The sequence below is a fragment of the Euzebya tangerina genome (assembly GCF_003074135.1).
GTDB classification, from domain to species: domain Bacteria; phylum Actinomycetota; class Nitriliruptoria; order Euzebyales; family Euzebyaceae; genus Euzebya; species Euzebya tangerina.
Genome location: NZ_PPDK01000003.1, coordinates 65,402 through 87,330, shown reverse-complemented (window position 1 = coordinate 87,330; position 21,929 = coordinate 65,402). Strand labels below are relative to the sequence as shown.

Annotated in this window: 24 protein-coding genes; 20 read left to right on the top strand and 4 right to left on the bottom strand. The window is 68.7% G+C overall.

All coding sequences use genetic code 11. From position 1 onward, the window contains the following. Positions 1 to 15: 15 nt before the first annotated feature. Positions 16 to 696: a nucleoside/nucleotide kinase family protein gene (locus C1746_RS18810; protein ID WP_116716313.1), complete on the bottom strand. Its 681-nt coding sequence runs from the start codon at positions 694 to 696 to the stop codon at positions 16 to 18. A gap of 151 nt (positions 697 to 847) precedes the next feature. Between C1746_RS18810 and C1746_RS18805 the strand changes: the two genes are divergently transcribed. The 9 genes from C1746_RS18805 (at position 848) to C1746_RS18765 (ending at position 11,127) form a co-directional block, all read left to right on the top strand. Beyond that, positions 848 to 2,152, top strand: a complete 1,305-nt coding sequence (locus C1746_RS18805; RefSeq protein ID WP_116716312.1) for a homoserine dehydrogenase — start codon at positions 848 to 850, stop codon at positions 2,150 to 2,152. A gap of 59 nt (positions 2,153 to 2,211) precedes the next feature. Continuing rightward, the gene (locus tag C1746_RS18800; RefSeq protein ID WP_116716311.1) at positions 2,212 to 3,432 is read left to right on the top strand and encodes an NAD(P)/FAD-dependent oxidoreductase; all 1,221 of its coding nucleotides are present in this window, start codon (positions 2,212 to 2,214) and stop codon (positions 3,430 to 3,432) included. Positions 3,433 to 3,782: 350 nt separating this feature from the next. Beyond that, positions 3,783 to 4,709 (top strand): homoserine kinase, encoded by a 927-nt coding sequence (gene thrB / locus C1746_RS18795; protein ID WP_162867955.1) that lies wholly within the window; start codon positions 3,783 to 3,785, stop codon positions 4,707 to 4,709. A 241-nt stretch (positions 4,710 to 4,950) separates the two neighbouring features. Continuing rightward, positions 4,951 to 6,648: a transcription termination factor Rho gene (gene rho, locus C1746_RS18790; RefSeq protein ID WP_116716309.1), complete on the top strand. Its 1,698-nt coding sequence runs from the start codon at positions 4,951 to 4,953 to the stop codon at positions 6,646 to 6,648. Beyond that, positions 6,645 to 7,694 (top strand): DUF1385 domain-containing protein, encoded by a 1,050-nt coding sequence (locus C1746_RS18785; protein ID WP_116716308.1) that lies wholly within the window; start codon positions 6,645 to 6,647, stop codon positions 7,692 to 7,694. The genes rho and C1746_RS18785 overlap by 4 nt, the downstream gene beginning before the upstream one ends. Next, positions 7,691 to 8,776 (top strand): peptide chain release factor 1, encoded by a 1,086-nt coding sequence (gene prfA / locus C1746_RS18780; protein ID WP_240599063.1) that lies wholly within the window; start codon positions 7,691 to 7,693, stop codon positions 8,774 to 8,776. Before C1746_RS18785 ends, prfA begins: the two co-directional genes overlap by 4 nt. 87 nt (positions 8,777 to 8,863) lie before the next feature. After that, complete coding sequence (wrbA, locus tag C1746_RS18775; protein ID WP_116716307.1) at positions 8,864 to 9,469, top strand: NAD(P)H:quinone oxidoreductase; 606 nt, start codon at positions 8,864 to 8,866, stop codon at positions 9,467 to 9,469. 94 nt (positions 9,470 to 9,563) lie between these two features. Further along, positions 9,564 to 10,301 carry a N5-glutamine methyltransferase family protein gene (locus tag C1746_RS18770; protein ID WP_162867954.1) on the top strand — a complete coding sequence of 246 codons (738 nt, stop codon included), beginning with the start codon at positions 9,564 to 9,566 and terminating at the stop codon, positions 10,299 to 10,301. Between the two features lie 34 nt (positions 10,302 to 10,335). Next, positions 10,336 to 11,127 (top strand): L-threonylcarbamoyladenylate synthase, encoded by a 792-nt coding sequence (locus C1746_RS18765; protein ID WP_116716305.1) that lies wholly within the window; start codon positions 10,336 to 10,338, stop codon positions 11,125 to 11,127. Between the two features lie 3 nt (positions 11,128 to 11,130). On the opposite strand, the gene C1746_RS18760 is transcribed toward C1746_RS18765, so the two are convergent. Together C1746_RS18760 and C1746_RS18755 are read right to left on the bottom strand one after the other, a co-directional pair. Continuing rightward, complete coding sequence (locus C1746_RS18760; protein WP_116716304.1) at positions 11,131 to 11,340, bottom strand: hypothetical protein; 210 nt, start codon at positions 11,338 to 11,340, stop codon at positions 11,131 to 11,133. A 91-nt stretch (positions 11,341 to 11,431) separates the two neighbouring features. Then, the gene (locus C1746_RS18755; RefSeq protein ID WP_162867953.1) at positions 11,432 to 12,358 is read right to left on the bottom strand and encodes an SDR family oxidoreductase; all 927 of its coding nucleotides are present in this window, start codon (positions 12,356 to 12,358) and stop codon (positions 11,432 to 11,434) included. On the opposite strand from C1746_RS18755, the gene rpiB reads away from it, so the two are divergent. After that, a complete protein-coding gene (gene rpiB / locus C1746_RS18750) occupies positions 12,357 to 12,815 on the top strand; it encodes a ribose 5-phosphate isomerase B (RefSeq protein ID WP_116716302.1) in 459 nt (152 codons plus the stop codon). The genes C1746_RS18755 and rpiB overlap by 2 nt on opposite strands. A 74-nt stretch (positions 12,816 to 12,889) precedes the next feature. Then, the gene (locus C1746_RS18745; RefSeq protein WP_116716301.1) at positions 12,890 to 14,152 is read left to right on the top strand and encodes a serine hydroxymethyltransferase; all 1,263 of its coding nucleotides are present in this window, start codon (positions 12,890 to 12,892) and stop codon (positions 14,150 to 14,152) included. A 230-nt stretch (positions 14,153 to 14,382) separates the two neighbouring features. Here the strand turns inward: C1746_RS18745 and C1746_RS22240 are convergent, their stop codons facing one another. Further along, positions 14,383 to 14,862 carry a hypothetical protein gene (locus C1746_RS22240; RefSeq protein ID WP_162867952.1) on the bottom strand — a complete coding sequence of 160 codons (480 nt, stop codon included), beginning with the start codon at positions 14,860 to 14,862 and terminating at the stop codon, positions 14,383 to 14,385. A 126-nt stretch (positions 14,863 to 14,988) separates the two neighbouring features. On the opposite strand from C1746_RS22240, the gene C1746_RS22235 reads away from it, so the two are divergent. The 9 genes from C1746_RS22235 to atpA all read left to right on the top strand — a co-directional run bounded on the left by C1746_RS22235 (position 14,989) and on the right by atpA (position 21,905). Then, positions 14,989 to 15,381 (top strand): hypothetical protein, encoded by a 393-nt coding sequence (locus tag C1746_RS22235; protein ID WP_162867951.1) that lies wholly within the window; start codon positions 14,989 to 14,991, stop codon positions 15,379 to 15,381. A gap of 410 nt (positions 15,382 to 15,791) precedes the next feature. After that, positions 15,792 to 17,009 (top strand): glycosyltransferase family 4 protein, encoded by a 1,218-nt coding sequence (locus C1746_RS18735; RefSeq protein WP_116716299.1) that lies wholly within the window; start codon positions 15,792 to 15,794, stop codon positions 17,007 to 17,009. A gap of 130 nt (positions 17,010 to 17,139) precedes the next feature. After that, positions 17,140 to 17,427, top strand: coding sequence for an AtpZ/AtpI family protein (locus tag C1746_RS18730; protein ID WP_205711995.1), 288 nt, complete (start codon positions 17,140 to 17,142; stop codon positions 17,425 to 17,427). A 62-nt stretch (positions 17,428 to 17,489) separates the two neighbouring features. Next, complete coding sequence (locus C1746_RS18725; RefSeq protein ID WP_116716298.1) at positions 17,490 to 17,960, top strand: hypothetical protein; 471 nt, start codon at positions 17,490 to 17,492, stop codon at positions 17,958 to 17,960. Further along, positions 17,957 to 18,772, top strand: a complete 816-nt coding sequence (gene atpB, locus C1746_RS18720; RefSeq protein ID WP_116716297.1) for a F0F1 ATP synthase subunit A — start codon at positions 17,957 to 17,959, stop codon at positions 18,770 to 18,772. The genes C1746_RS18725 and atpB overlap by 4 nt, the downstream gene beginning before the upstream one ends. 78 nt (positions 18,773 to 18,850) lie before the next feature. Further along, a complete protein-coding gene (gene atpE, locus C1746_RS18715; RefSeq protein ID WP_116716296.1) occupies positions 18,851 to 19,072 on the top strand; it encodes an ATP synthase F0 subunit C in 222 nt (73 codons plus the stop codon). A gap of 12 nt (positions 19,073 to 19,084) precedes the next feature. Continuing rightward, on the top strand, positions 19,085 to 19,627 hold the full coding sequence (gene atpF, locus C1746_RS18710; RefSeq protein ID WP_116716295.1) for a F0F1 ATP synthase subunit B: 543 nt from the start codon (positions 19,085 to 19,087) through the stop codon (positions 19,625 to 19,627). 24 nt (positions 19,628 to 19,651) lie between these two features. Further along, positions 19,652 to 20,185 carry an ATP synthase F1 subunit delta gene (gene atpH, locus C1746_RS18705; RefSeq protein WP_116716294.1) on the top strand — a complete coding sequence of 178 codons (534 nt, stop codon included), beginning with the start codon at positions 19,652 to 19,654 and terminating at the stop codon, positions 20,183 to 20,185. A gap of 97 nt (positions 20,186 to 20,282) precedes the next feature. After that, positions 20,283 to 21,905, top strand: coding sequence for a F0F1 ATP synthase subunit alpha (gene atpA / locus C1746_RS18700; RefSeq protein WP_116716293.1), 1,623 nt, complete (start codon positions 20,283 to 20,285; stop codon positions 21,903 to 21,905). The last annotated feature ends 24 nt before the right edge of the window (positions 21,906 to 21,929 follow it).

The following is a 21,929-nucleotide window of genomic DNA, read 5'->3' as shown; positions in this document are numbered from 1 at the left end:
TCAGTGCTCCCTCGATCAGTGTCCGGAGCGTTCGGGTGGCGCGTTGCCGGCCGGCGGACCCACGTCGTGGGGCTGACCCAGCACTCTGTCGGCTCGGGTGGCGGAGCGGGCCACGCGTCTGGCGTTGGCTTCGTCGGACCGGTCAACCCACGCCTCTGCGTCGCGTCTGGAGCGGCCGTGACGGACGTGTCGCTCGATCAGTCGTTCCCGGCGCCGCGTGTCGTCCGGGGCGAGGTACCAGCACGTCTGCAGCAGTGGGCGAACGCCGTCCCACGGGGGCTCATCCAACAGCAGGTAGCTCCCTTCCACGAGGATCAGGTCGACCTGCGGCGGGACCATGATCGCGGCGTTGATCGGCTCCTCCAGATCGCGCCGGAAGGCTGGCACGAACACCGTCTCATCCGTGGACCGCAGTCGGCGCAGGAGCGCGACGAAGCCGGCTGCGTCGAAGGTGTCGGGTGCACCCTTCCGGTCGGCGCGCCCCAGCCGCTCCAAGACGGCCTGACCCAGGTGGAAGCCGTCCATCGGGACGATGACAGCCCTCTCGTCCAGCCGATCGATCACGGCCCGAGCCAGCGTCGACTTGCCCGCGCCAGGCGGCCCGGTGATTCCGACCAGGGTGCGCGGTCGCTGGTTGCGGAGGGCCTGGAGGTCCGCCACCAGCGACTGCAGGGTGACCTCTTCGGCTGCCCTCACCTCAGCCGGCCTCGCTCGCGCCCACGCCAGCGACCCGGTCGGCGACGTCCAGCATGAGCGGCATGGTGTAGCAGCTCAGGATGGCCGTCACGCCTCGTCCACACAAGTTGGCCGTCAACCGGCAGGGCGGGCCGACGTAGGATCGCGAGCCATGACTGACTCGCAGCGCACCCTGACGGTAGGCCTGCTCGGCCTGGGCGTCGTCGGCTCTGGCGTGGTGCAACTGCTCCGCGATCATGCTGAGGAGATCGCCGGCCGGGTCGGTGCCCGGCTGGTCGTCGGGCCCGTCGTCGTACGCGATCCGGACAAGCCGCGTGAGGTGGCCGCCGAGCTCACCACCGACCTGTCCGCCGTCGTTGGCGCCGAGGGTGTGGACATCGTGGTCGAGGTCATGGGCGGGATCGATCCGGCCCGCGGTCTGCTGGCCGACGCACTGGCCGCCGGTCAGAGCGTCGTGACGGCCAACAAGGAGCTGATCGCAACCCACGGCGCGGAGCTGCTGGCTGCGGCCCAGGAGCGGTCGGTCCGCCTGGAGTACGAGGCGGCCGTGGCTGGCGCCATCCCGATCATCAAGCCGATGCGGGAGTCGTTGGCGGGGGACCGGGTCCGCAAGGTCCTCGGCATCCTCAACGGCACGACCAACTACATCCTGACCCGCATGACGGAAGAGGGTGCCGACCTCGATCCCGTGCTCGCCGAGGCGCAGGACCTCGGGTACGCCGAGAAGCCCGACCCCTCCGCCGATGTCGACGGGCACGATGCTGCGGCCAAGGCCGCAATTCTTGCATCTCTGGCGTTCGATGCGGAGGTGACCCGGGACCAGGTGTTCACCGAGGGCATCCGCGGCGTCACGGCCACCGACATCGCCAATGCCGAGCGGATGGGCTACGTCATCAAGCTGCTGGGCATCGCGGAGGAGACTGAAGGCCCCTCGGGTGAGCGGCAGATCGGCGTGCGGGTCCACCCCGCGTGGGTGCCGGCCGAGCATCCGCTGGCCAGCGTGCGAGAGGCCTTCAACGCCATCTTCGTCGAGGCGGAGGGGGCCGGGGAGCTGATGTTCTACGGCCGCGGGGCCGGCTCGCTGCCGACGGCGTCGGCGGTCGTCGGGGACGTGGTCACGGCGGCTCGGGCGCACCTGGCGGGCGAGGAGCTCCCGCGTGTCGCGATCAGTCGGAAGCCCATACGGCCGATGGACGAGTCCATCGTCCAGTACTACGTCCTGCTCGACGTCGTCGACCGGGCCGGCGTGCTCGCGACCGTCGCGGCGACGTTCGGCGACAACGACGTGTCGATCAAGAGCGTGTGGCAGGAAGGGTCGGACGACCACGCGCAGCTGCTCCTCGTCACCCACGCCGCACGTGAGGGCAACGTCCAGGCCTGCGTCGCGGCCCTGGAGGGGCTGTCGGAGGTCAGACGAGTCGCCTCGCTTATGCGCGTCGAGGGACGGGAAGTGTGACCACCGTGCGGTGACCACCACCAGGTGACCGCCGCCGTCGTCGACGTGAGGAGGACAGCGTGAGTGTGGCCATCGTCGGGGCCGGCCTGGCCGGATTGGCCTGTGCGACCACGCTGGCGGATGCCGGCGTCGAGGTGGCGGTGTTCGAGGCGAGCGATGGCGTCGGCGGTCGGGTCCGCTCCGATGTCATTGATGGCTTCACCCTCGACCGAGGGTTCCAGGTGGCGCTGCTGGCGTACCCGGAGATGCACCGGCAGTTGGACATGGCCGCCCTGGACTTCCAGGCGTTCGACCCGGGGGCGATGGTGTGGCGGGAGGGCTCGGGGTCGGTGGTGGCCGATCCATTCCGGATGCCGGCCTCGCTGCTCGACACGGTGCAGGCCCCGGTGGGGTCGCTGCTGGACAAGGCCCGGATCGCGTTGCTGCGCCGGCGGGTGCAGCAAGGAGAGGCCGCTGATCTGCTGCGGGGCGAGGACCTTCGCACGACCGACGCCCTGCGCGATGCCGGCTTCTCGGAGACGATCATCCAACGGTTCTTCACCCCGCTGGTCGGGGGGATCCAGCTGGACCCGGAGCTCCAGGACAGCCGGCGCATCTTCGACATCATCTTCCGGATGCTGGCCGAGGGTGACTCCGCGGTGCCGGCAGATGGCATGGGGGCCATCCCGGCTCAGTTGGCCGCGCGGCTTCCCGAGGGGACGGTGCAGCTGGGTGCGCGTGTGGCGTCCGTCTCCGAGGGGTCCGTCGTGGTCGAGGGTGGGTCGAGCACTCGTCACGAGGCCGTCGTGGTGGCGACGGAGGGTCCGGCGGCGGCGTCGCTGCTCGATCTGGCGCCGGTTGCCTCCAAGGGCGTGGGGTGCGTGTACTTCGCGGCCGACGGGGCGCCGACGGACAGCAAGCTGATCGTGCTGGATGGGACCGGGCGTGGGCCGGTGCTGAACGTGGCCGTGATGAGCAACGTGTCGTCGTCCTACGCGCCGGCGGGGCGCAACCTGATCGCGGCGGCGATGCCAGGGCATGTGGAGGGGGACCTGGCCCGGGTGGCGCGGCAGCAGTTGGAGGGCTGGTTCGGCCCGGCGGTCCAGGGCTGGTCGCACCTGCGGACGTACCGCATCGCACACGGGCAACCCCGGCAGACCTCGCCGTTCAACCCGAAGCAGTCAGTGGAGTTGGAGGACGGCCGGTTCGTCTGTGGCGACCACCGGGACACCGCGTCGATCCAGGGTGCCCTGTTCTCGGGTCGGCGCTGTGCGGAGGCGGTCCTTCGGCGCGTGGCCTGACCGCTCGGTGGGGAACCTGACCTTTCTTCGGGGAACATGACCTCTCGGTGGGGAACCTGACCTCTGGGTGGGGAATCTGACCTCTGGGTGGGGAACCTGACCTCTGGGTGGGGACTCCACCGTCCTCGTGAGGGATGGCGCATCTAGAAGGGTCGGGGCAGCCCCGTCGCATCACGCGCCGTGATCCTGAGCGTGAGCGTCCCCAACTCGGCCCCATTCCGACTGACGAGAAGCGGGGCATCTCGATCGTGTCGTCGGTCGACTCCGGTCTATTCGTCGATGACCCCAGTCCGGCACCGTCTCGCGCCAGCCAGGACCCAGCGAGGCGGTGGACCTCTACACTCCCGCTGGTGACGGACCGGGGACCAGCAGTCGAGCTCGAGGGGGACGAGGTCGGCGTCGCTGTTCCCGCCACCTCTGCCAACCTGGGCGCCGGGTTCGACAGCGTCGCCGTCGCCCTCGACATCCCCTTGATCGCCGTCGTGACCGCCCAGCAGGAACGCCGGATCATCGCCGAAGGGGAGGGGGCGGACGACCTGCCGTCGGGCGATGACAACCTGGTGTGGCAGGCGTTCGGTGCCTGGTGCGACCAGGTCGGGCATGAGCCCCCTGAGGTCTCGATCACCGTCAGGTCGCAGATCCCACTCCAACGGGGCATGGGCTCGTCGGCCGCGGCAGCCGTGGCGGGGGTGATGCTCGCTGCGGCAGTCACGTCCACGGCAGTGACCCGACGGCAGATCATCGACCTGGTCAGCGGGATGGAGGGCCACCGGGACAACGCCGCTGCGGCGGTGCTCGGCGGGCTCGTGGTCTGCACTGACGACGGCGAGGTCGCACGGGTCACGCCCAGCCCGGCCCTTCGGCCCATCATCATCATCCCGAGCGACCGCGTACCGACGTCCGAAGCTCGCGCCATCCTGCCCACCCAGGTTCCCCTGGACCTCGCCGCCGCCAACGCCGCCAGCATCACCAGTACGGTGCTCGGCCTTGCCGGTCAGGGGCCCCTCCGGGCTTCCAGCATGGTCGACCGGCTCCACGAGCCGACCCGGCTCGACGTGATGCCAACCAGTCGGGCGCTGATCGAGGGCTTGCGGGCAGCGGGTGTTCCGGCGGTGCTGTCGGGCGCCGGACCGGCCGTTCTTGCCGTGGTCCAGGCGGGGGAGGAGGCCACCGGGCGGGTCAGGGATGTCGTGGGGGACGTCACCTCCGACTCGGCGTCGCGAGTCGTGCCCACGTCCTGGGACCTGGCCGGCGCTGAGCGCTGCCCACCCGCCTGAGCCCAGGCCCGCGAGTCCGAAAGGGCCTCTCCGCTGGGACACCAGTCCTCCCGGTGGGCCGTGAACCCTCACGCAGCGCGGTCACCTGCACCGCCGCTATGCTTGGCGGTCCCTTGCGACGCGTCGTGCCGTGCGGCAGATCTGCCCCGGCCCAGCGCCTCTCATCAGCTGGCGTCGCAGGCCGACATTCACGCGAGTGCGGCGAGTTCCTGTCTTGCCGCCGGACCAGGAGTACCACCGCATGGACCGCAGCGTCTTGGAACGCAAGTCCGTCGCCGAACTGCGCGACATCGCCTCAGCCCTGCAGCTGACCGGAGTCGGCAAGCTGCGCAAGGCCGAACTCGTCGACGCGATCATCAGCAACGCCGAGCAGTCCGGCGAGCAATCTGATGACCACGAGTCCGATGACAGCAAGGCCGACGACAGCAAGGCCGACGACAGCCAGGCCGACGACAACCAGGCAAACGAGAGCAAGGCCGACGACAGCGAGGCCGACGACGAGGACGAGCGGGACGACGGCGACAGCCGAACCCGCCGGCGTCGCACCCGCAGCCGTGAGCGGTCGGGCGGTGGGCAGGACGCCGACGCCAAAGGGTCGAGCGACACCGGTGGCGACGGCTCCGGCGGCGGCAACACGGGCCGCAACCAGGGTCGTGACTCAGGCGGTCGTGACTCGGGCGGACGTGACTCAGGCGGTCGTGATTCGAGCGGAGGCGACAACTCCGGCGACGATGGCCGCAACCGAGGCCGTGGTGGCAAGAGTGGCAACACCAGCGGCCGCGGCAGGAAGGACGACGATGCCGGGGAGGTTCGCGCAGGCGTCCTCGACATCCTGCCGGAGGGGTATGGGTTCCTCCGGACCACGGGATACCTCCCTGGGGAGCGTGACGTCTACGTCAGCCAGGGCCAGATCCGCAAGCAGCGCCTCCGCCGCGGCGATGTCGTCCAGGGTCCCATCCGACAGCAGCGGAGCAACGAGAAGGTTCCGGCCCTGCACCACGTCGAGAAGGTCAATCTCGAGGAACTCGAGGACAATCGAGTCGCCGATCGCCCCGACTTCGACCAGATCCCACTCGCGCCGCTGACCGCCGACATCGACCTGGGAGACGCCAACTCGATCAATGCCCGGCTGATCGACCTGGTCGCCCCGCAGGCAGACGGCCAGCGCACCGTCGTCACCGTCCCACCGGAGGCCGACGGGGCCGCCTTCCTCATCGAGCTGGCCGGGGCGCTCAGCCAGGCTCGACCAGACAGCCACCTGATGCTGGTCAGCATCGACTGCCGCCCCGAGGCCGTTCGTGCCGCTGCCGAACTGGTGGACGGCGAGGTCATCGCCTCCACCTTCGACCAGTCGGCCGAGGACCACACCCAGATCGCCGAGCTGGCCATCGAGCGAGCGAAGCGACTGGTCGAGCTCGGCCACGACGTGATCGTGCTGCTGGACTCGATCTCACGGCTCTCCCGCGCCTACGGCGTTGCGAGTGGGACAGGTGGTCGCTCGGTTGCTCCGGACATCGAGGCCGCGGCGCTCTATCCCTCCAAGCAGCTCGTGGCCGCCGCACGCGCGACGGATGACGATGGCTCCCTCACCCTCATCGGGACGCTGTTGACCGACACCGGCTCGGTCTACGACGAGGTCGTGCAGCGCGAGTTCATCCGGGTCGCCAACTCGGTTGTGACCCTCGACCGCCAGCTGGCCGCGAACGGGGCCGCGGGGATCGTCTCGGTGGTCGACTCCTCCACCTACGCTGCCGCGACCGCGAAGCCGATGGAGCGGACCGACGCCGTGAGCGCGATCCGGGAATCCATCTCGCGGGCCGGCTCGACAGAGGCCACCATGGTGGTCGTGGACCGACTGCAGGGAACCAACTCGACCGAGGCCTTCCTGTCCGACGTGCAGGCAACGCCGCTCGCGCTGCCCGGCGGTGATGGTGCGTGAGCGCCGACACCGAGGACCACGCACCACACTTCTACGGCGGGCAGGCCGTCCTGGAGGGTGTGATGATGCGGGGCCGCAACACCTGGGCGGTGGCGGTCCGGCGGCCTGACGGCGTGATCTACCTGGAGCGTCACCAGGTCAGCGACTTCCCCAAGCGGAATCCGATCTGGACCAAGCCCATGCTGCGAGGCATGTGGGGACTGGTCGACGCGCTGACCATCGGCACCCGTGCGCTGACGATCTCGGCCAACGCTGCCGTCGAGGACGAGGAGCAGCTCTCCAAGGGTGAGATGGGCGGCAGCTTGTTGGTGGCCCTGGTGGCCTTCATCGGCATCTTCATCGTCCTGCCGAACCTGGGCCTGGCGGCCATCGAGGACTCCCTGGGCGGCGGGGACACCGTGCGCTTCCACCTGGTCGAGGGGCTGGTCCGGCTGGTCATCTTCATGGCCTATCTGCTGGCCATCTCGATGCTGGCCGACATCAAGCGGGTGTTTCGGTACCACGGCGGCGAGCACAAGACGATCATGGCCTGGGAGCACGGCGAAGACCTCCGCGCACCCGACATCCAGCCCTACTCCACCAAGCACCCACGGTGCGGGACGAACTTCCTCCTCATCGTGATGTTCCTGGCGATCGTGATCTACACCACGGCGGGGATCATCGTGCCCTCACCGGATGGCGAGAACTTCCTGGCCTTCCTCGGCTATCAGGTCGGCCTGCGCGTCGTGCTCCTGCCGGTCGTCGCTGGGCTGGCCTACGAGGTCCTCCGGCTGGGTGCCGACCAGTCCAATCCGTTCCTCAAGTGGCTCGCGGTCCCGGGACTGTGGCTCCAGAAGATCACCACCAAGGAGCCTGACGACGAGATGGTGGAGGTGGCCATTCGGGCCTTCGAGGCCGTCGTCCCGAGCGGTGATCTGGACGGTCGGACGACGGATCTTCCCTCGCCCATCGAGTGGGGGGCGGACACCGCCGCGGAGGCGGTCGGCCTTCCCAAGCCCGTTGCCGCACCGGAGTCGGAGGCGGATCCGGGATCAGCGATCACATGATCGATGACGCCATGCGCAACCGGCTCGAGGACCTGGTTGCCACCCACGCCGAGCTCGAGCTGGACATGGCCAACCCCGAGGTCCTGGCCGATCAGGAGCGCTACACCGCCACGGCGAAGCGCCACGCCGAACTGGCCGAGGTCGTCGTGGCCTTCGATGAGTACTCGACGCTGCTCGAGAACGCGGCAGCTGCGGAGGAGTTGGCCGAGATGGCCGGCCCCGACGACGAGGCGATGTTCCGGGATGAGGCCCGCGAGGGACGCGAGAAGGCGGAGCGGATGGAGGACCGACTGCAGGTCCTGCTCCTCCCCAAGGATCCACTGGACGACAAGAACGTGATCCTCGAGATCCGCGCGGGGGCCGGAGGGGACGAAGCCGGGCTGTTCGCCGCCGAGCTGGAACGGATGTACGTGCGCTACGCGGAGGGCCGGCGCTGGTCGGTCAACCGGCTGAGCGTCTCCGACACCGGCATCGGCGGGATCAAGGAGGTCACGTTCGAGGTCAACGGCTCCGGTGCCTACTCGGTGCTCAAGCACGAGTCCGGCGTCCACCGCGTACAGCGCATCCCGGCGACGGAGTCGGGCGGCCGAATCCACACCTCGACCGCCTCGGTCGCGGTGATGCCGGAGGCCGAGGACGTCGACGTCCAGGTCGATCCCAACGACTTGAAGATCGACGTGTACCGCTCGTCCGGTCCGGGTGGGCAGTCGGTGAACACCACCGACTCGGCAGTCCGGATCACCCACGCCCCCACCGGGCTGGTCGTATCGATGCAGGACGAGAAGTCCCAGCTGCAGAACAAGGAGAAGGCGCTGCGGGTGCTGAAGTCCCGGCTCTTGCAGGCCGAGCGGGACCGCGTCGCCGCCGAGCGCGCGGACGCCCGAGCGTCACAGATCGGGACCGGAGACCGCTCGGAGAAGATCCGGACCTACAACTTCCCGCAGTCCCGGGTGACCGACCACCGGATCAACTTCACCACCCACGACCTCGACGGCGTGATGGGCGGGGACCTGTCGGAGCTGCTGGAGGCGCTCATCGGTCAGGAGCAACGCCAGAAGCTGCAGGCCTTGACCCAGGACTGAGGTTTGAGCGGGCCGAAGAGCGGCAAGGTTGGCGATAGTTGTGATTCAAACAACTAGTTCAATCCAACCAACCCCGGGGAGACCCTCATGGCACGCATCGGCATCATCTTCCACTCCATGTACGGCAGCACGTATGACCTTGCCCAGAAGATCGCGGACGGGATCGGTGAGGCCGGGGGCACGGCTGAGCTCCGTCGGGTCCCACGGCTCATGAGTGACGAGCAGCTCGAGGCAGCCGGTGCGCTTCAGGCGCAGCAGTCCATGGCCTCCATCACCGAGGCGACCGTGGACGAGCTGCCCGAGTTCGACGGCATCATCTTCGGGTCCCCGACCCGCTTCGGGAACCGGACCTCCCAGCTCTCGTCCTTCCTCGATCAGACCGGAAGCCTGTGGGCTGAGGGCAAGCTGGTCGGCAAGCCAGCCGGGTTCTTCACCGGGGCCTCGACCATCCACGGCGGCTTCGAGTCGACGATCATGACCATGTCGACCTACGCCTTCCACCAGGGGATGGTCATCGTGCCGATGGGGTACTCCGACCCCGCGACCCAGGTCACGCGCACCGGCGGTGGACCGTACGGGCCCAGCCACTGGTCGCCCCAGGAGGGCAAGGACGGCCTGGACGAGCACGAGATCACGATCGCCACGGTCTACGGCTCCCGCTTCGCCGAGATCGCCGCCAAGTTGGCCGCCTGATCGGCCACGTTATCGTCGCACCGACACCTACCGTGGGCCTGTGACGGGCCCGCACCACGCCCCACAGCGCCGAGTCTCTGCCCGACTCGGCGCTGTGGGCGTTCCAACCCCCGATGTCGACGCCCGGTGGCTCGTCGAGGCCTTCGGGGACGACCCGCAGGCGCTGGAGGCGGCGGTGGCTCGGCGGGAGGCCCGCGAACCCCTCCAGCTCATCCTGGGGACTGCTGCCTTCCGGTACCTCGAGATCGAGGTGCGCCCCGGCGTCTTCGTCCCTCGCCCGGAGACCGAGGTCCTGGCCGGACTCGCACTGGACCGCCTCTCAGCGGGAGCGACGGCGATCGAGCCGTGTACCGGGACCGGCGCGATCGCCTGCTCGTTGGCGTCGGAGGGCGAGCCGTCACGAGTCCTCGCAACCGACGCCGATCCAGCCGCCGTCGAACTGGCCCGACACAACGCGCGAAGCTGGCCCACGGTGGAGGTCCATCACGCCAACCTCTTCGCCGGGCTCGACACCGCGCTGCTGGGTGCCGTGGACGTGGTGGTGTGCAACCCGCCCTACCTGGATCCGTCGCAGGTGGCCGTCGCCGAGCCGGAGGTGCGGAACCACGATCCGTGGAATGCGCTGGTCGGCGGCGAGTCCGGCTGGGAGGTGATCGCCGATCTGGTGGCAGCCGCGCCCTACTGGCTGCGGCCCGGTGGCTGGGTCCTGATCGAGGACGATCCGTCACGCGTGACCCAGACCGTCCAGGCCCTCGAGCATCACGTGGGCCCGGCCTCCATCGAAGCGGATCTGACCGGCCGGCCCCGCTTCGCCGTCGCACGCCGACGCTGAGCGCTCATGTGACCGCGAGCGCTACCGTCGGGGTGTGTCCGAGACCATCTCCCTCGACGACCCCGACGCAGCCTTCGACGAGGCGGTGGCGGTCCTCCGCAAGGGGTCGGTGGTCGTGCTCCCGGTCGACGGTGTCTACGCCGTGGTCGCCGACGCCTTCCGGCCGGCCGCAACACAGCGGATCTTCGCGGCGCGACGTCGCTCCCGGACCACGCCCATCCCGGTCCTGATCCGCTCAGAGCGACAGGTGTCCGGGCTGGTCAGTGACGTCCCTGAGAGCGCCGATCGACTGATGGCCGCGTACTGGCCGGGCGACCTCACCCTGATCCTGAACGCCATCGACGGCATGAGTTGGGACCTCGGCAATGGGAAGGGGACGGTGCAACTGCGTCGACCGGTCGACGACTTCGTGCTCCGTCTGATCGGCGAGATCGGGCCGCTGGCCTGCACCTCTGCGAATCGCCCGGACCAACGACGACCGACCACGGCGCAGGACGCCCGCCAGCAGTTGGGTGTGCTGGTGCCGGTCTACCTGGACGGCGGAGAGAGCGACGGGCGAGTTTCAACGATCGTGGACGCGACGGGGCCCTCGCTCGTCGTCCATCGCGAGGGCGTGATCGCCGGGCACGACATCCACCTGGTCGCAGCCGGCGAGTTGCCGTGGGGTGAGCGGCCAGCGCCGCCCCCATCGGTCATCGACTCCGAGGACTCGGCCACGGACTCGGACTCGGCCTCGGAAGAGGGCCCGGCCGACGGCGCGGACGCACGCTCTCCCGCAGGGGACGCGTCAGACCACGTAGGAGACGCGCCGACGGACTCGGTCTGAGTGCTACCGGTCGGCGGGTTGGCGGTCGTGCCGTTGGTTCACGCCATCCTCTGACCAGCCCTTCGGCCCGAAGTCGAACAGCTTGCGAACACCTGGCTGTGACACGGAAGACGGACCGGCGTCGTAGGACCCGCTCGCCTCGCTGCGTCGCATCCAGATCCCGATGGCGATGATCGCGGCGATGAACAGGACGGACAGTGCGACGGCGAACATGAGGAACTCCTAGGCAGATCGCGTATCTGTAGATGGTGCCCGCCGCGGTCGCACGCAAACGCGCCGAGGGCCTGCACCAGTGGGCCGCGGGTCACTCGGAGGAGACCTCAGCGGCATAGGAACCATCGTTCTGGTCGGTCGGGACCAGGGCGATCTCCACCGTCGTGACCGAGTCCGGGGCGCTGATGGCGTGGACGATGGCCGAGGCGACGTCGGCTGGTGACATCCCGACCGCGGCCATCAGCCGCTGGTACCGCTCCACGGTGGCGCTGTCGGCCGTCGGGTCGTCAGGTTCGCGCTCGAAGATCTCGGTCGCGACGAACCCGGGGGAGACGGTGGTGACCCGGATGCCGATGGGCTGCAACTCCTGGCGGAGTGACTCCGAGATCGCGTGGACCGCGAACTTGGTCGCCGCATACGTCCCCCCGGTGGCACTGGGGACCCGACGGCCTGACATCGAGGAGATGTTGACGATCGTCGCGCCGCCGTCGGACGCCTGGAGGTGCGGGATCGCGGCCTGGGTGATGGCCAGCAGGCCGAGGACGTTGACGTCGAACATCGCCGCCCAGTCGGCCGGATCGGCGTGCTCGATGAGCCCCGGCCGAGCGATCCCTGCGCAGTTGACCAGCACATCGAGTCCGCCGAGTGCCTCCACGGACTGCGCGATCAGGTCCCCGGCCGAGGACCGGTCGGCGACGTCCCCGACCACCGGGTGGGCGCCGAAGTCGTCGGCGAGCTCCTGCAGGCGATCGGCCCGGCGAGCGAGGATCGCGACCGCTGCCCCGGCCTGGAGGCACGCCACCGCGGTGGCCCGTCCGATGCCGGAGGAGGCACCGGTCACGAGGACCCGCCGGCCCACGAGGGGCGAGCCTGCCTCCTGCGCAAGCGTGCTGGACGGATCCTGACCGGGGGTCGCCGTCGGGTCCTCCACGGGCCGCTCCTCCTCATCATCCGGCTGGTGCGCTTGTCGCTGGTGGGCAGCGTAGCGGAGCACTCCAGCGGCTACGGTGCTCGACATGCGCATCGCCATCGGAGCCGACCACGCCGGGTTCGAGCTCAAGGAGCACCTGAAGGCCACGATCCACCGCCTGGGTCACGAAGTCCTGGATCTCGGGACGGACTCCACGGAGCGGGTGGACTACCCGCTGATCATGGCCGCTGTCGGGCGGGCGGTCGTCGCCGGTGACGGCGACGCGCAGACAGCGGACCGGGGGATCGTCCTCGGCGGCTCGGGGCAGGGCGAGCAGATCGCAGCGAACAAGGTCAACGGCGTCCGGGCGGCACTGTGCAACGACCTGTACACCGCCCGCATGAGCCGAGCCCACAACGACGCGAACGTCCTCGCGATCGGGGCCAGGATCGTCGCGCCGGCGCTGGCGGACGAGATCCTCGAGCTGTGGCTGGCCGAGCCCTTCGAGGGGGGCCGCCACGTGGCCCGCATCGCCGGCATCCACGCGATCGAGGCGCAGCAGTAGCCAGGCTCGGACAGCCCATCCCGGCAGCCATCAGCGCCTTCCACGGCGCGGGTCCAACGTCTACTCTCGGGCGCATGACCTACTACGGCCCGAGCTGGGACCAACTTGCCGCGCAGGACCCCGAGGTTGCGGAGGCGCTCACCAGTGAGCTGACCCGCCAACGCACGCACCTGCAGCTGATCGCGTCGGAGAACCTGACGTCGCCGGCGGTGCTCGCCGCGCAGGGCAGCGTCCTCACCAACAAGTACGCCGAGGGATACCCCGGTCGGCGCTACTACGGCGGCTGCGAGTTCGTCGACGTGACCGAGACGCTAGCCATCGAGCGCGCCAAGCAGCTCTTCGGGGCCGACCACGCCAACGTCCAGCCGCACTCGGGCGCCTCGGCCAACATGGCCGCCATGTTCGCGCTGGGTGTCGAGCACGGCGACACGGTCCTCGCGATGTCACTGCCGCACGGTGGGCACCTGACGCACGGCTCGAAGGTCAACTTCAGTGGCAAGTGGTTCGACATCGCGGCCTACGGGGTGCGTGAGGACACCGAACTGATCGACCTGGACGAGGTCCGTTCGCTCGCGCTCGAGCAGCGGCCGAAGCTGATCATCGCGGGTGCCACTGCCTATCCGCGGGACTGGGACTTCGAGGGCTTCCGGGCCATCGCCGATGAGGTCGGCGCCAAGCTGATGGTTGACGCAGCCCACTTCATCGGTCTGGTCGCCGGTGGAGCCCACCGCTCGCCGATCCCCTTCGCGGATGCGACGACCTTCACGACGCACAAGACCCTCCGTGGCCCGCGGGGTGGCACGATCCTGTCGACCGAGGAGCACGCCAAGGCCATCGACAAGGCCGTCTTCCCGATGATGCAGGGTGGGCCGCTGGAGCACGTGGTGGCCGGCAAGGCCGTGGCCTTCAAGGAGGCGATGGCGCCCACGTTCGCCGACTACGCCGCGAGTGTCGTGGCCAATGCTCGGGCCTTGGCGGAGGGCCTGTCGCAGCAGGGCGTCCGGATCGTCTCGGGCGGAACCGACATCCACTACCTGCTGGCCGACCTGCAGTCCCTGGACATCACCGGGACCGAAGCCGAAGAGCGCTGTGACGCAGCCGGGATCACCCTGAACAAGAACGCGATCCCGTACGACCCACGCCCTCCGATGGTGGCCAGCGGCATCCGGGTGGGCACCGCGGCAGCAACCACCGTCGGCATGGGCACCGAGGAGATGGCCCAGATCGCGAGCCTCATCGTCCGGGTCCTCCGCGATGCATCCGAGGTCGACACGGTGAAGAAGGAGGTGGCGGAGCTCTCCGCCGCCTTCCCGGCCTACCCCGACCCGACGACCTGACCCAGGCCCGCTGGGTGGGTCTGCGCGGGCGTTTTGCCTCCGGCAGCGGGCATTCTGCCTCCGCTGCGGCGTTGAAACCCCGCGTCTCTTGACCCGGATAGGTCAGCGTGCCTCCAGTGGGAACAGGCACGGGGGAGTCTGGAGGCAGAACGCCCGCGGCGGAGCGTTGGAGGCTCCGGACGACGGGCCTCGCGAGCCCTGTACCCAGGGCCCGTAGAAGCCGAGCGCGATCAGCCCAGCGCGTGCAGCGTCCGCAGAGGCGTCAGGCGATCCGGCTGGGCTGGCACTGCTGGACGAGGCAGACGGCCGTCGAGGATGAGTTGCTCCCGCTCGCGCCGCGTCGAGTGCACCGTCGCTGCCAGTCCGGGCTTGTCCTTCAGCATGGACTTCGTGATGCCGAACATGTCGAAGCCGAGCCGACGTAGGGCGTAGGTGCGAGTGCCGTCCCGGTCGACGCTGTGCGCGTGCGCTGCCTCGCCGAGGTACTCCAAGACCATGCCGGCAGCCAGGTAGGCGTAGTCGACCCGGATGTCCGGTGCCAACCACACCTGGCAGTCCGGTGCCGGTGGGAAGGCCTGGAACACCTCTCGATAGACGGTTCGCTCCGCGACGCTCTCGTGTTCGAGGTCGCCCGCCTCGGCCATGCGCAGCAGCCGCGTGGCCCCCGCGTGCGTGAGCAACTGCCACGCATGGACGAGTTCTGCTGGCATCACCCTCAGTTGGTTCCGAACCGCGTACAGCGTTCTGCGCAACTCGTCGTCTGATACGGCGGTGCCGTCTCCGGGAACGGCGACGTCTGCCAGTGCCACCGCGGTGCCTGTCGTCCACAAACCGTGGTGCCGAAGCGCCTGGAGGTCACCAAGGTCCCGGCGCTGCCTGGTGCGGTAGAGCGGGCTGGGCAGCGCCACGCCGTTCCGGTCGACCACGACGGCGTGACGGTGGCGCGGCCGGCAGCCATGGGGCAGGAGGATGAGCGGTCGCTCGGGCGCCTCCAACTCGCAGCCCGCAAGCCGAAGCGCCTCCACGCCGGATACGAGTGCTGGGATCCCGCGGCGCCTCGCTCGGCCTGTCGCCAGGTGTGCGATCTGCCACGGGGCGCCGTCGCCGTGGGCCCGGACCCATCCCGGCGCCAGTGCCTGCAGCGCCCCCGCCATGACCAGCCGATCAATCGTCGTCCGGCCGGCACCGGGTCCCACGAGGTCGGCGCGGTGTGCGACCCGACCGGGTGACCCTCGAAGAGCTGTCAGAACATGAGGAGGCAGGACAGACATCCGACAAGCCTGCGCGATCCAGCGGATTCTCCGAGAGGAAAGTCGGGCTGGCTGTGGACAAACACGCGGGGCCTGGGTCACGCCGTACCGGTGCTCGCGGGACACCGCTCCATTCGAGTCGGGGAGGGTGGTCCTCGCGCAACCAACGGGCAGTTTGCCTCCACCCGCGGGCGAATTGCTTCCCCCGAAGCGGCGATCGCCCCGATCTCTCGGCCACGACCGGTCAGACTGCCTCCAACTCGGCGACTTCAACCGAGTGGTGGAGGCAGAACAACCCACGAGCGGCCTGCTCGGCGCCGCCGGTCGAGCCGCGACCCCCTCGCAACCTGCCACCCGAGCCGACGGGGCAGTACCGTGAGCGGTGCCCGATGGACCCCCAACTCATGGATCACCTGATCGTGGCGGGCGCGAGCTTCGTCGCGGTCGTGCTGGCGACCCCCGCCGTGAAGCGCCTGGCCTTCGCCATCGGTGCCGTGAAGCGCCCCGGCGAGCGAGACATCCACGATCGCGCCACCCCTGAGATCGGTGGGCTGGCCATCCTCTTCGGTGTCGTCATCGCCCTGCTGGCCGCGACCCGCCTGGATGCCTTCGACGAGCTCTTCCGCACCACCTCCGAGCCCGAGAGCGTGGTCCTCGCCGCCGCCGTCATCACTCTGGTCGGGCTGATCGACGACACCCGCTCGCTCGGCCCGGGTGGCAAGCTCGCCGGCCAGGTCCTCGCCGCCGGGGTCCTGGTCCTGTTCGGCCTGACGATCAACTTCGTCTACATCCCCTTCGGCGACGGCGGGATCTTCTCCCTCGCGCCCGACGCCGCCGCCCTCCTGACCATCGTGGCGGTGGTGGCGATGATCAACGCCGTGAACCTGATCGACGGCCTGGACGGCCTGGCCGCCGGGATCGTCGCCATCGCCGCCGCCGCGCTTTTCGTCTACACCCAGTTCGTCCCGCAGGGCCAGGTGGTGGTCACCCCGACCATCGCCTCCGCCAGCCTGGTCCTGGCCGCCATCATCGGGGCGTGCTTCGGATTCCTGGTGTTCAACACCCACCCGGCCTCCATCTTCATGGGCGACACCGGCTCGATGCTGCTCGGCCTGCTGCTCGCTGCCGCCGGGGTCAGCGCCATCGGCAACACCGCCGAACCGACGCGCAGCGACTTCTTCGTCGTCTCCATCCCCGTCCTGATCCCCGCCCTCGTCCTGGCGCTCCCCTTCCTCGACATCGCCCTGGCGATCATCCGCCGGTTGGTCAGCGGCCAGGGCATCGCCACCCCTGATCGCAAGCACCTGCACCACCGCATGGTGGAGATCGGCAACTCCCAGCGACAAGCCGTCATCCTGCTCTACATCTGGTCAGCCCTGCTCGCCGTGGTCGTCGTCGGTCCGGCGATGACGGACACGACCTGGCCGTTCACCGTGGCCGGGGTCGGCGCCGTCGTCCTGGTCCTCTGGACGCTGGGTCTGGCGTTGCGACGACGGCTGACCGACGCTCGCGCCGAGCAGGAGCGTCGCGCCGTGGAGGACGGGTCCAACATCCGGCGCCACCCGGGCTTCCACCGGCCGGGAGATTCCCCAGGCCACCCCTCGTGACCTGCACAAATGCCGGGTACCGCCACATTGAAACGGCACCTACCTCTCACGTAGTTGTCACCCCCAGGGACTTTGTGTACGTTTTCACAAGCGGTCGAGCGTGGTACTGGCCAACGAGGAGGAAACGCGGGTGAAACCGTCACGAGTTCTCGGGGGCACCACCAAGACCGACAGGTCATCCGAGTTCACGGCCGACCTGCTTGCCGCGATCTTCACCTGGGGTGGAGTCGGGTGGCTGGTCGACCGGTGGCTCGAGACCGGCCCGGTGTTCATGCTGATCGGCTTTGTTGTCGGCAACATGACCGGGATCTACCTGCTATACATCCGGTCCCAGGACGACGATCCTCCTGCTGATGCTGCCCCGTCACAGGGACAACCAGAGGTGCAGGAGCACGCCGACCCGTCGCCGGACCGGTGACACCAGACACGTACTGCCTCAACCGAGCCCGACCACTCCTTCAACTCGCAAGGCTGCCCCTCATGCCATCCCCGTCAGCGATCGCTGCACCCGAGGCCCGTCTGGCCCTCCGTGGTGCGGCGGCGTCCGTGGTGACAGCCGCGCTCGTGTGGGTGGGGGCTGTGCTGATCGGTCTCGACTCGACCCAAGCCCCAGCGGCAGCACTGGGTGCGGCCACGGTGGCGCTGCTGTCCCTCTCGGCCCTCCCGCTCTACCGCCTGGGTGCACGAGCGGGCAACGACGCGGTGATCGCAATGGCGATGGCGGCGCTGGCCCAGCGGTTGATGCTGGGTGTTACCATCTTCGCGGCCGTCTGGCGGTTCACCGACCTGCCGATGACCGCCTACGCCGGTGGCCTTGCCATCGGACTGGTCGCGTCCCTCGCCGGTGAGATGGTCACCGCGGCCCGAGACCCCCGATTCTTCTGGATCGACGCCACGAAGGCGTCGGTCACCAGCCCTCAACCCAGCGGTTCAGAAAGGCAGCACGCGTGAACCTGGTACTTGCAGCCGAACCCTACGGCGCAGACTTCAAAGTCCCGCCAGCAGGGGAGATCTTCAACCTCCCGCCGCTGTTCGAGATCGCGGGTGTCGGGGTGACCCGTGTCTACCTGATCATCTTCTTCAGCGTCCTGTTCGCTTCCATCCTGATGCTGCTGGCGTTCAACAACCCGAAGGTGATCCCCGGCAAGCTGCAGAGCATCGGCGAGTCGATCGTCGAGTTCGTCCGTGACGGTATCGCCGTCGACATCATCGGGCCCGAGGGCAAGAAGTTCGCGCCCTTCCTCACCACCATCTTCCTGTTCGTGTTGTTCAACAACATGTTCAAGATCATCCCGTTCGTGAACTTCCCCTCGACCTCACGCATCGCGATCCCGCTGATCCTGGCGCTGATCACACTGGTCGTCTTCGTCGGCACCGGGATCAAGTACCAGGGCCTGTCCTACTTCAAGGAAGTCGCCTTTCCGCCAGGCGTCCCGAAGCCGGTCTATATCCTGCTGACCCCGATCGAGCTGGTGTCGACCTTCATCCTCCGCCCGCTGACCCTCACGGTACGGCTCTTCGCCAACATGGTCGCCGGACACATCCTGCTGACCATCGTCTTCCTGGCGACGCACGCCTTCTTCAGACTCCCCGGGATCATCCCCGAGGGCTCCAACCTGGCCGGCCTTCCGGTCGGCATCCTGACGCTGGCCCTGGGACCGATCACCGTCGCCTTCGAGGGCTTCGTGAGTTTCCTGCAGGCCTACATCTTCGCGATCCTCGCTGCGGTGTACCTGGCCGGCGCGGTCGAGCCGGAGCACTAGCACTCCCCAACCCCCGTACGTAAATCAGATGACCGTGCAGAGTGCACGGCATCACCTGACAAAGAAAAGGACATTGACATGGAAGGTGACATCGGAGTCATCGGCGTCGGCCTGGTCTTCGGCCTCGGAACACTCGGGCCGGGCATCGGCCTCGGCATGTTGATCCGCGGCGCGATCGAGTCCATGGCCCGCCAGCCCGAGGCCGCCGGCATGGTCAGAACCACGATGTTCATCGGCATCGCCGTGGTCGAGGCCCTGGCGCTGCTGGGATTCGTGCTCGCGTTCATCATCAACGCGTAGGGGTCGGTTCCCATGCCGAACTCCGTACTGATCCTTGCTGCAGAGAGCGGGGTGGACCCCGAGCTGCAGCTGCTGCCGCCCTTCCCCGAGCTCGTCTGGGGCTTCATCTCCTTCGCCATCCTGTTCGCGGTGATCTGGGGCCGGGTCTACCCGCAGGTGAACAAGACCCTGGATGAGCGGCGCAGCGCCATCCACGGCCGCATCGAAGAGGCCGAGACCCAGCTGGCCGAGGCGGAGAAGTCGCGTCGCGACTACGAAGCCTCCCTGCAGGAGTCCCGCAACGAGGCGAACCAGATCGTCGAGGACGCCAAGGCCGACGCCGAGCGCCTGAAGGCCGACATCGTCGCCAAAGCTGAGGAGGAGGCCGACGCGATCCGCGCCCGTGCCGCCGCGGAGGCCGAGGCCGAGCGGAGTCGTGCCCTCCAGGAGTTGCGCGGTCAGGTCGCGACCCTCTCGACCGACATCGCGTCCAAGATCGTGGCCAAGGAAGTGGACCAGTCCCAGCACGATCAGCTGGTCGACCAGTTCATCAGCCAGCTCTCCACCAACAACTGACCCACCCAAGAGGAGCCCACCACCGTGGCCGATGACCTCGCTACCGCCTACGGCAAGGCGATCACGACGATCGCCCGTGCCGAGGGTGTTGCCGACCGCGTCGCCGACGAGCTGTTCCAGTTCGCCGAGGCGGTCGACACCACCAACGAGCTCCGCGACAAGCTGACCGACCCGTCGGTTCCGCTGGAGGCCCGCAGCACAGCCGTCAGCGATCTGCTGTCCAAGGCGCACACGACCACCGCCTCGGCCGTCCAGCTGCTGCTGAGCGCCAGTCAGATCCGCAACGTCGGATCAATAGCGAAGGTCGTGATCAGCGAGGCCGCGGAGGCCCGTGGTGCCAGCGTGGCCACGGTCCGCTCGGCCAAGCCGATCAGCGAGCGCCAGCGCCTGGCGCTCGGCAAGGCACTGGAGCAGCGCGAGGGCCGGCCGGTCGAGGTGAAGGTCGTCGTCGACCCAGACCTGCTCGGCGGCATCGTCGTCCAACTCGGTGACAACGTCATCGACGGCTCGGTGGCCAAGCAGCTCACCGAGATCCGCGCCACGCTCGCCAGCGCGTAGCCGACCCTGGACGCCCGACCGCCCGATACCCCGGCAGTCCGCAACCCTCACCCGAAGCCAACGCAAACCCCACACGCACCATCGAAAGACTCTTCAGATGACTGATCTGTTCAGCGCGGACGACATCACCGCGATCCTCAAGTCGAAGATCGACGCCTACCAGCCCACGGTGAAGAGTGAGCAGGTCGGCCAGGTCATCGAGTCCGGCGACGGCATCGCTCGCGTCAGCGGTCTCCCCGATGCGATGGCCAATGAGCTGCTCGACTTCGGAGTCGGCCGGGACGGCCGTCAGCTGCTGGGGCTGGCACTGAACCTGGACGAGCACTCGATCGGCGCCGTCATCCTGGGTGACCCCTCCGGTGTGGAGGAGGGCAACACGGTCAAGCCGACCGGACGGGTGCTCTCCGTCGCCGTCGGCGACGCCTACCTCGGCCGTGTGGTCGACCCGCTCGGTCGCCCGGTCGACGGCAAGGGCCCGCTGGACGAGTCCAAGCTGGACGGCACCCGTGGTCTGGAGGTCCAGGCCGCCTCAGTGGTGGAGCGGCAACCGGTGGGTGAGCCACTGCAGACCGGCATCAAGGCCATCGACGCCATGACCCCGATCGGTCGCGGCCAACGACAGCTGGTCATCGGCGACCGGCAGACGGGCAAGACCGCTGTCTGCGTCGACACGATCATCAACCAGCGCCAGAACTGGGAGTCGGGCGACCCGACCAAGCAGGTCAAGTGCGTCTACGTCGCCGTGGGGCAGAAGGGCTCCACGATCTCCGAGGTCGTGGCCAAGCTCGAGGAGCACGGCGCGATGGAGTACACCACCGTCGTCGCGGCCGCCGCCTCCACCCCCGCCTCGTTCCAGTACCTCGCCCCCTACACCGGTGCCGCCATCGGGAACTACTGGATGTACAAGGGTCAGCACGCCCTGGCGATCTACGACGACCTCTCCAAGCAGGCCGACGCCTACCGCCAGATGTCGCTGCTACTGCGCCGCCCGCCCGGTCGTGAGGCCTACCCGGGTGACGTCTTCTACCTCCACTCCCGCCTGCTGGAGCGTGCCGCCAAGCTCTCCGATGAGCTCGGTGGCGGGTCGATGACGGCCCTGCCGATCATCGAGACCAAGGGTGGCGACGTCTCGGCCTTCATCCCGACCAACGTCATCTCGATCACCGACGGGCAGATCTACCTGGAGACCGACCTGTTCTTCCAGGGCGTGCGGCCCGCGATCAACGTCGGCATCTCCGTGTCCCGCGTGGGTGGCTCGGCCCAGACCAAGCCGATGAAGCGGGTCGCCGGGACGATGCGTCTGGACCTGGCGCAGTTCCGTGAACTGGAGGCGTTCGCGCAGTTCGGCTCGGAACTCGACAAGGCCTCGCAGCAGCAGATCGACCGTGGGCGTCGGACCGTCGAGATCCTGAAGCAGGGTCAGTACCAGCCGGTGCCGGTCGGCAAGCAGGTCGTGGCCATCTGGGCCACCGGTAACGGATACCTGGATGACATCCCGGTCGAGGACGCCAAGCGCTTCGAGACCGAGCTGACCGAGTACTTCGAGACCCGCCACGCCGAGGTCCTGCAATCCCTCCGCGACAACCAGTTCGACGACGAGGTCGTTGCCTCGATGAGGAGCGGCGTCGAGGCGTTCAAGGACGGCTTCGTGCCCTCCGAGCAGGTCGAGGAGGAAGAGCACGTCACGATGGAGGACCTCGACACCCTCGCCGACGCCTGACCCCACACCACCCACCCGTTCCGA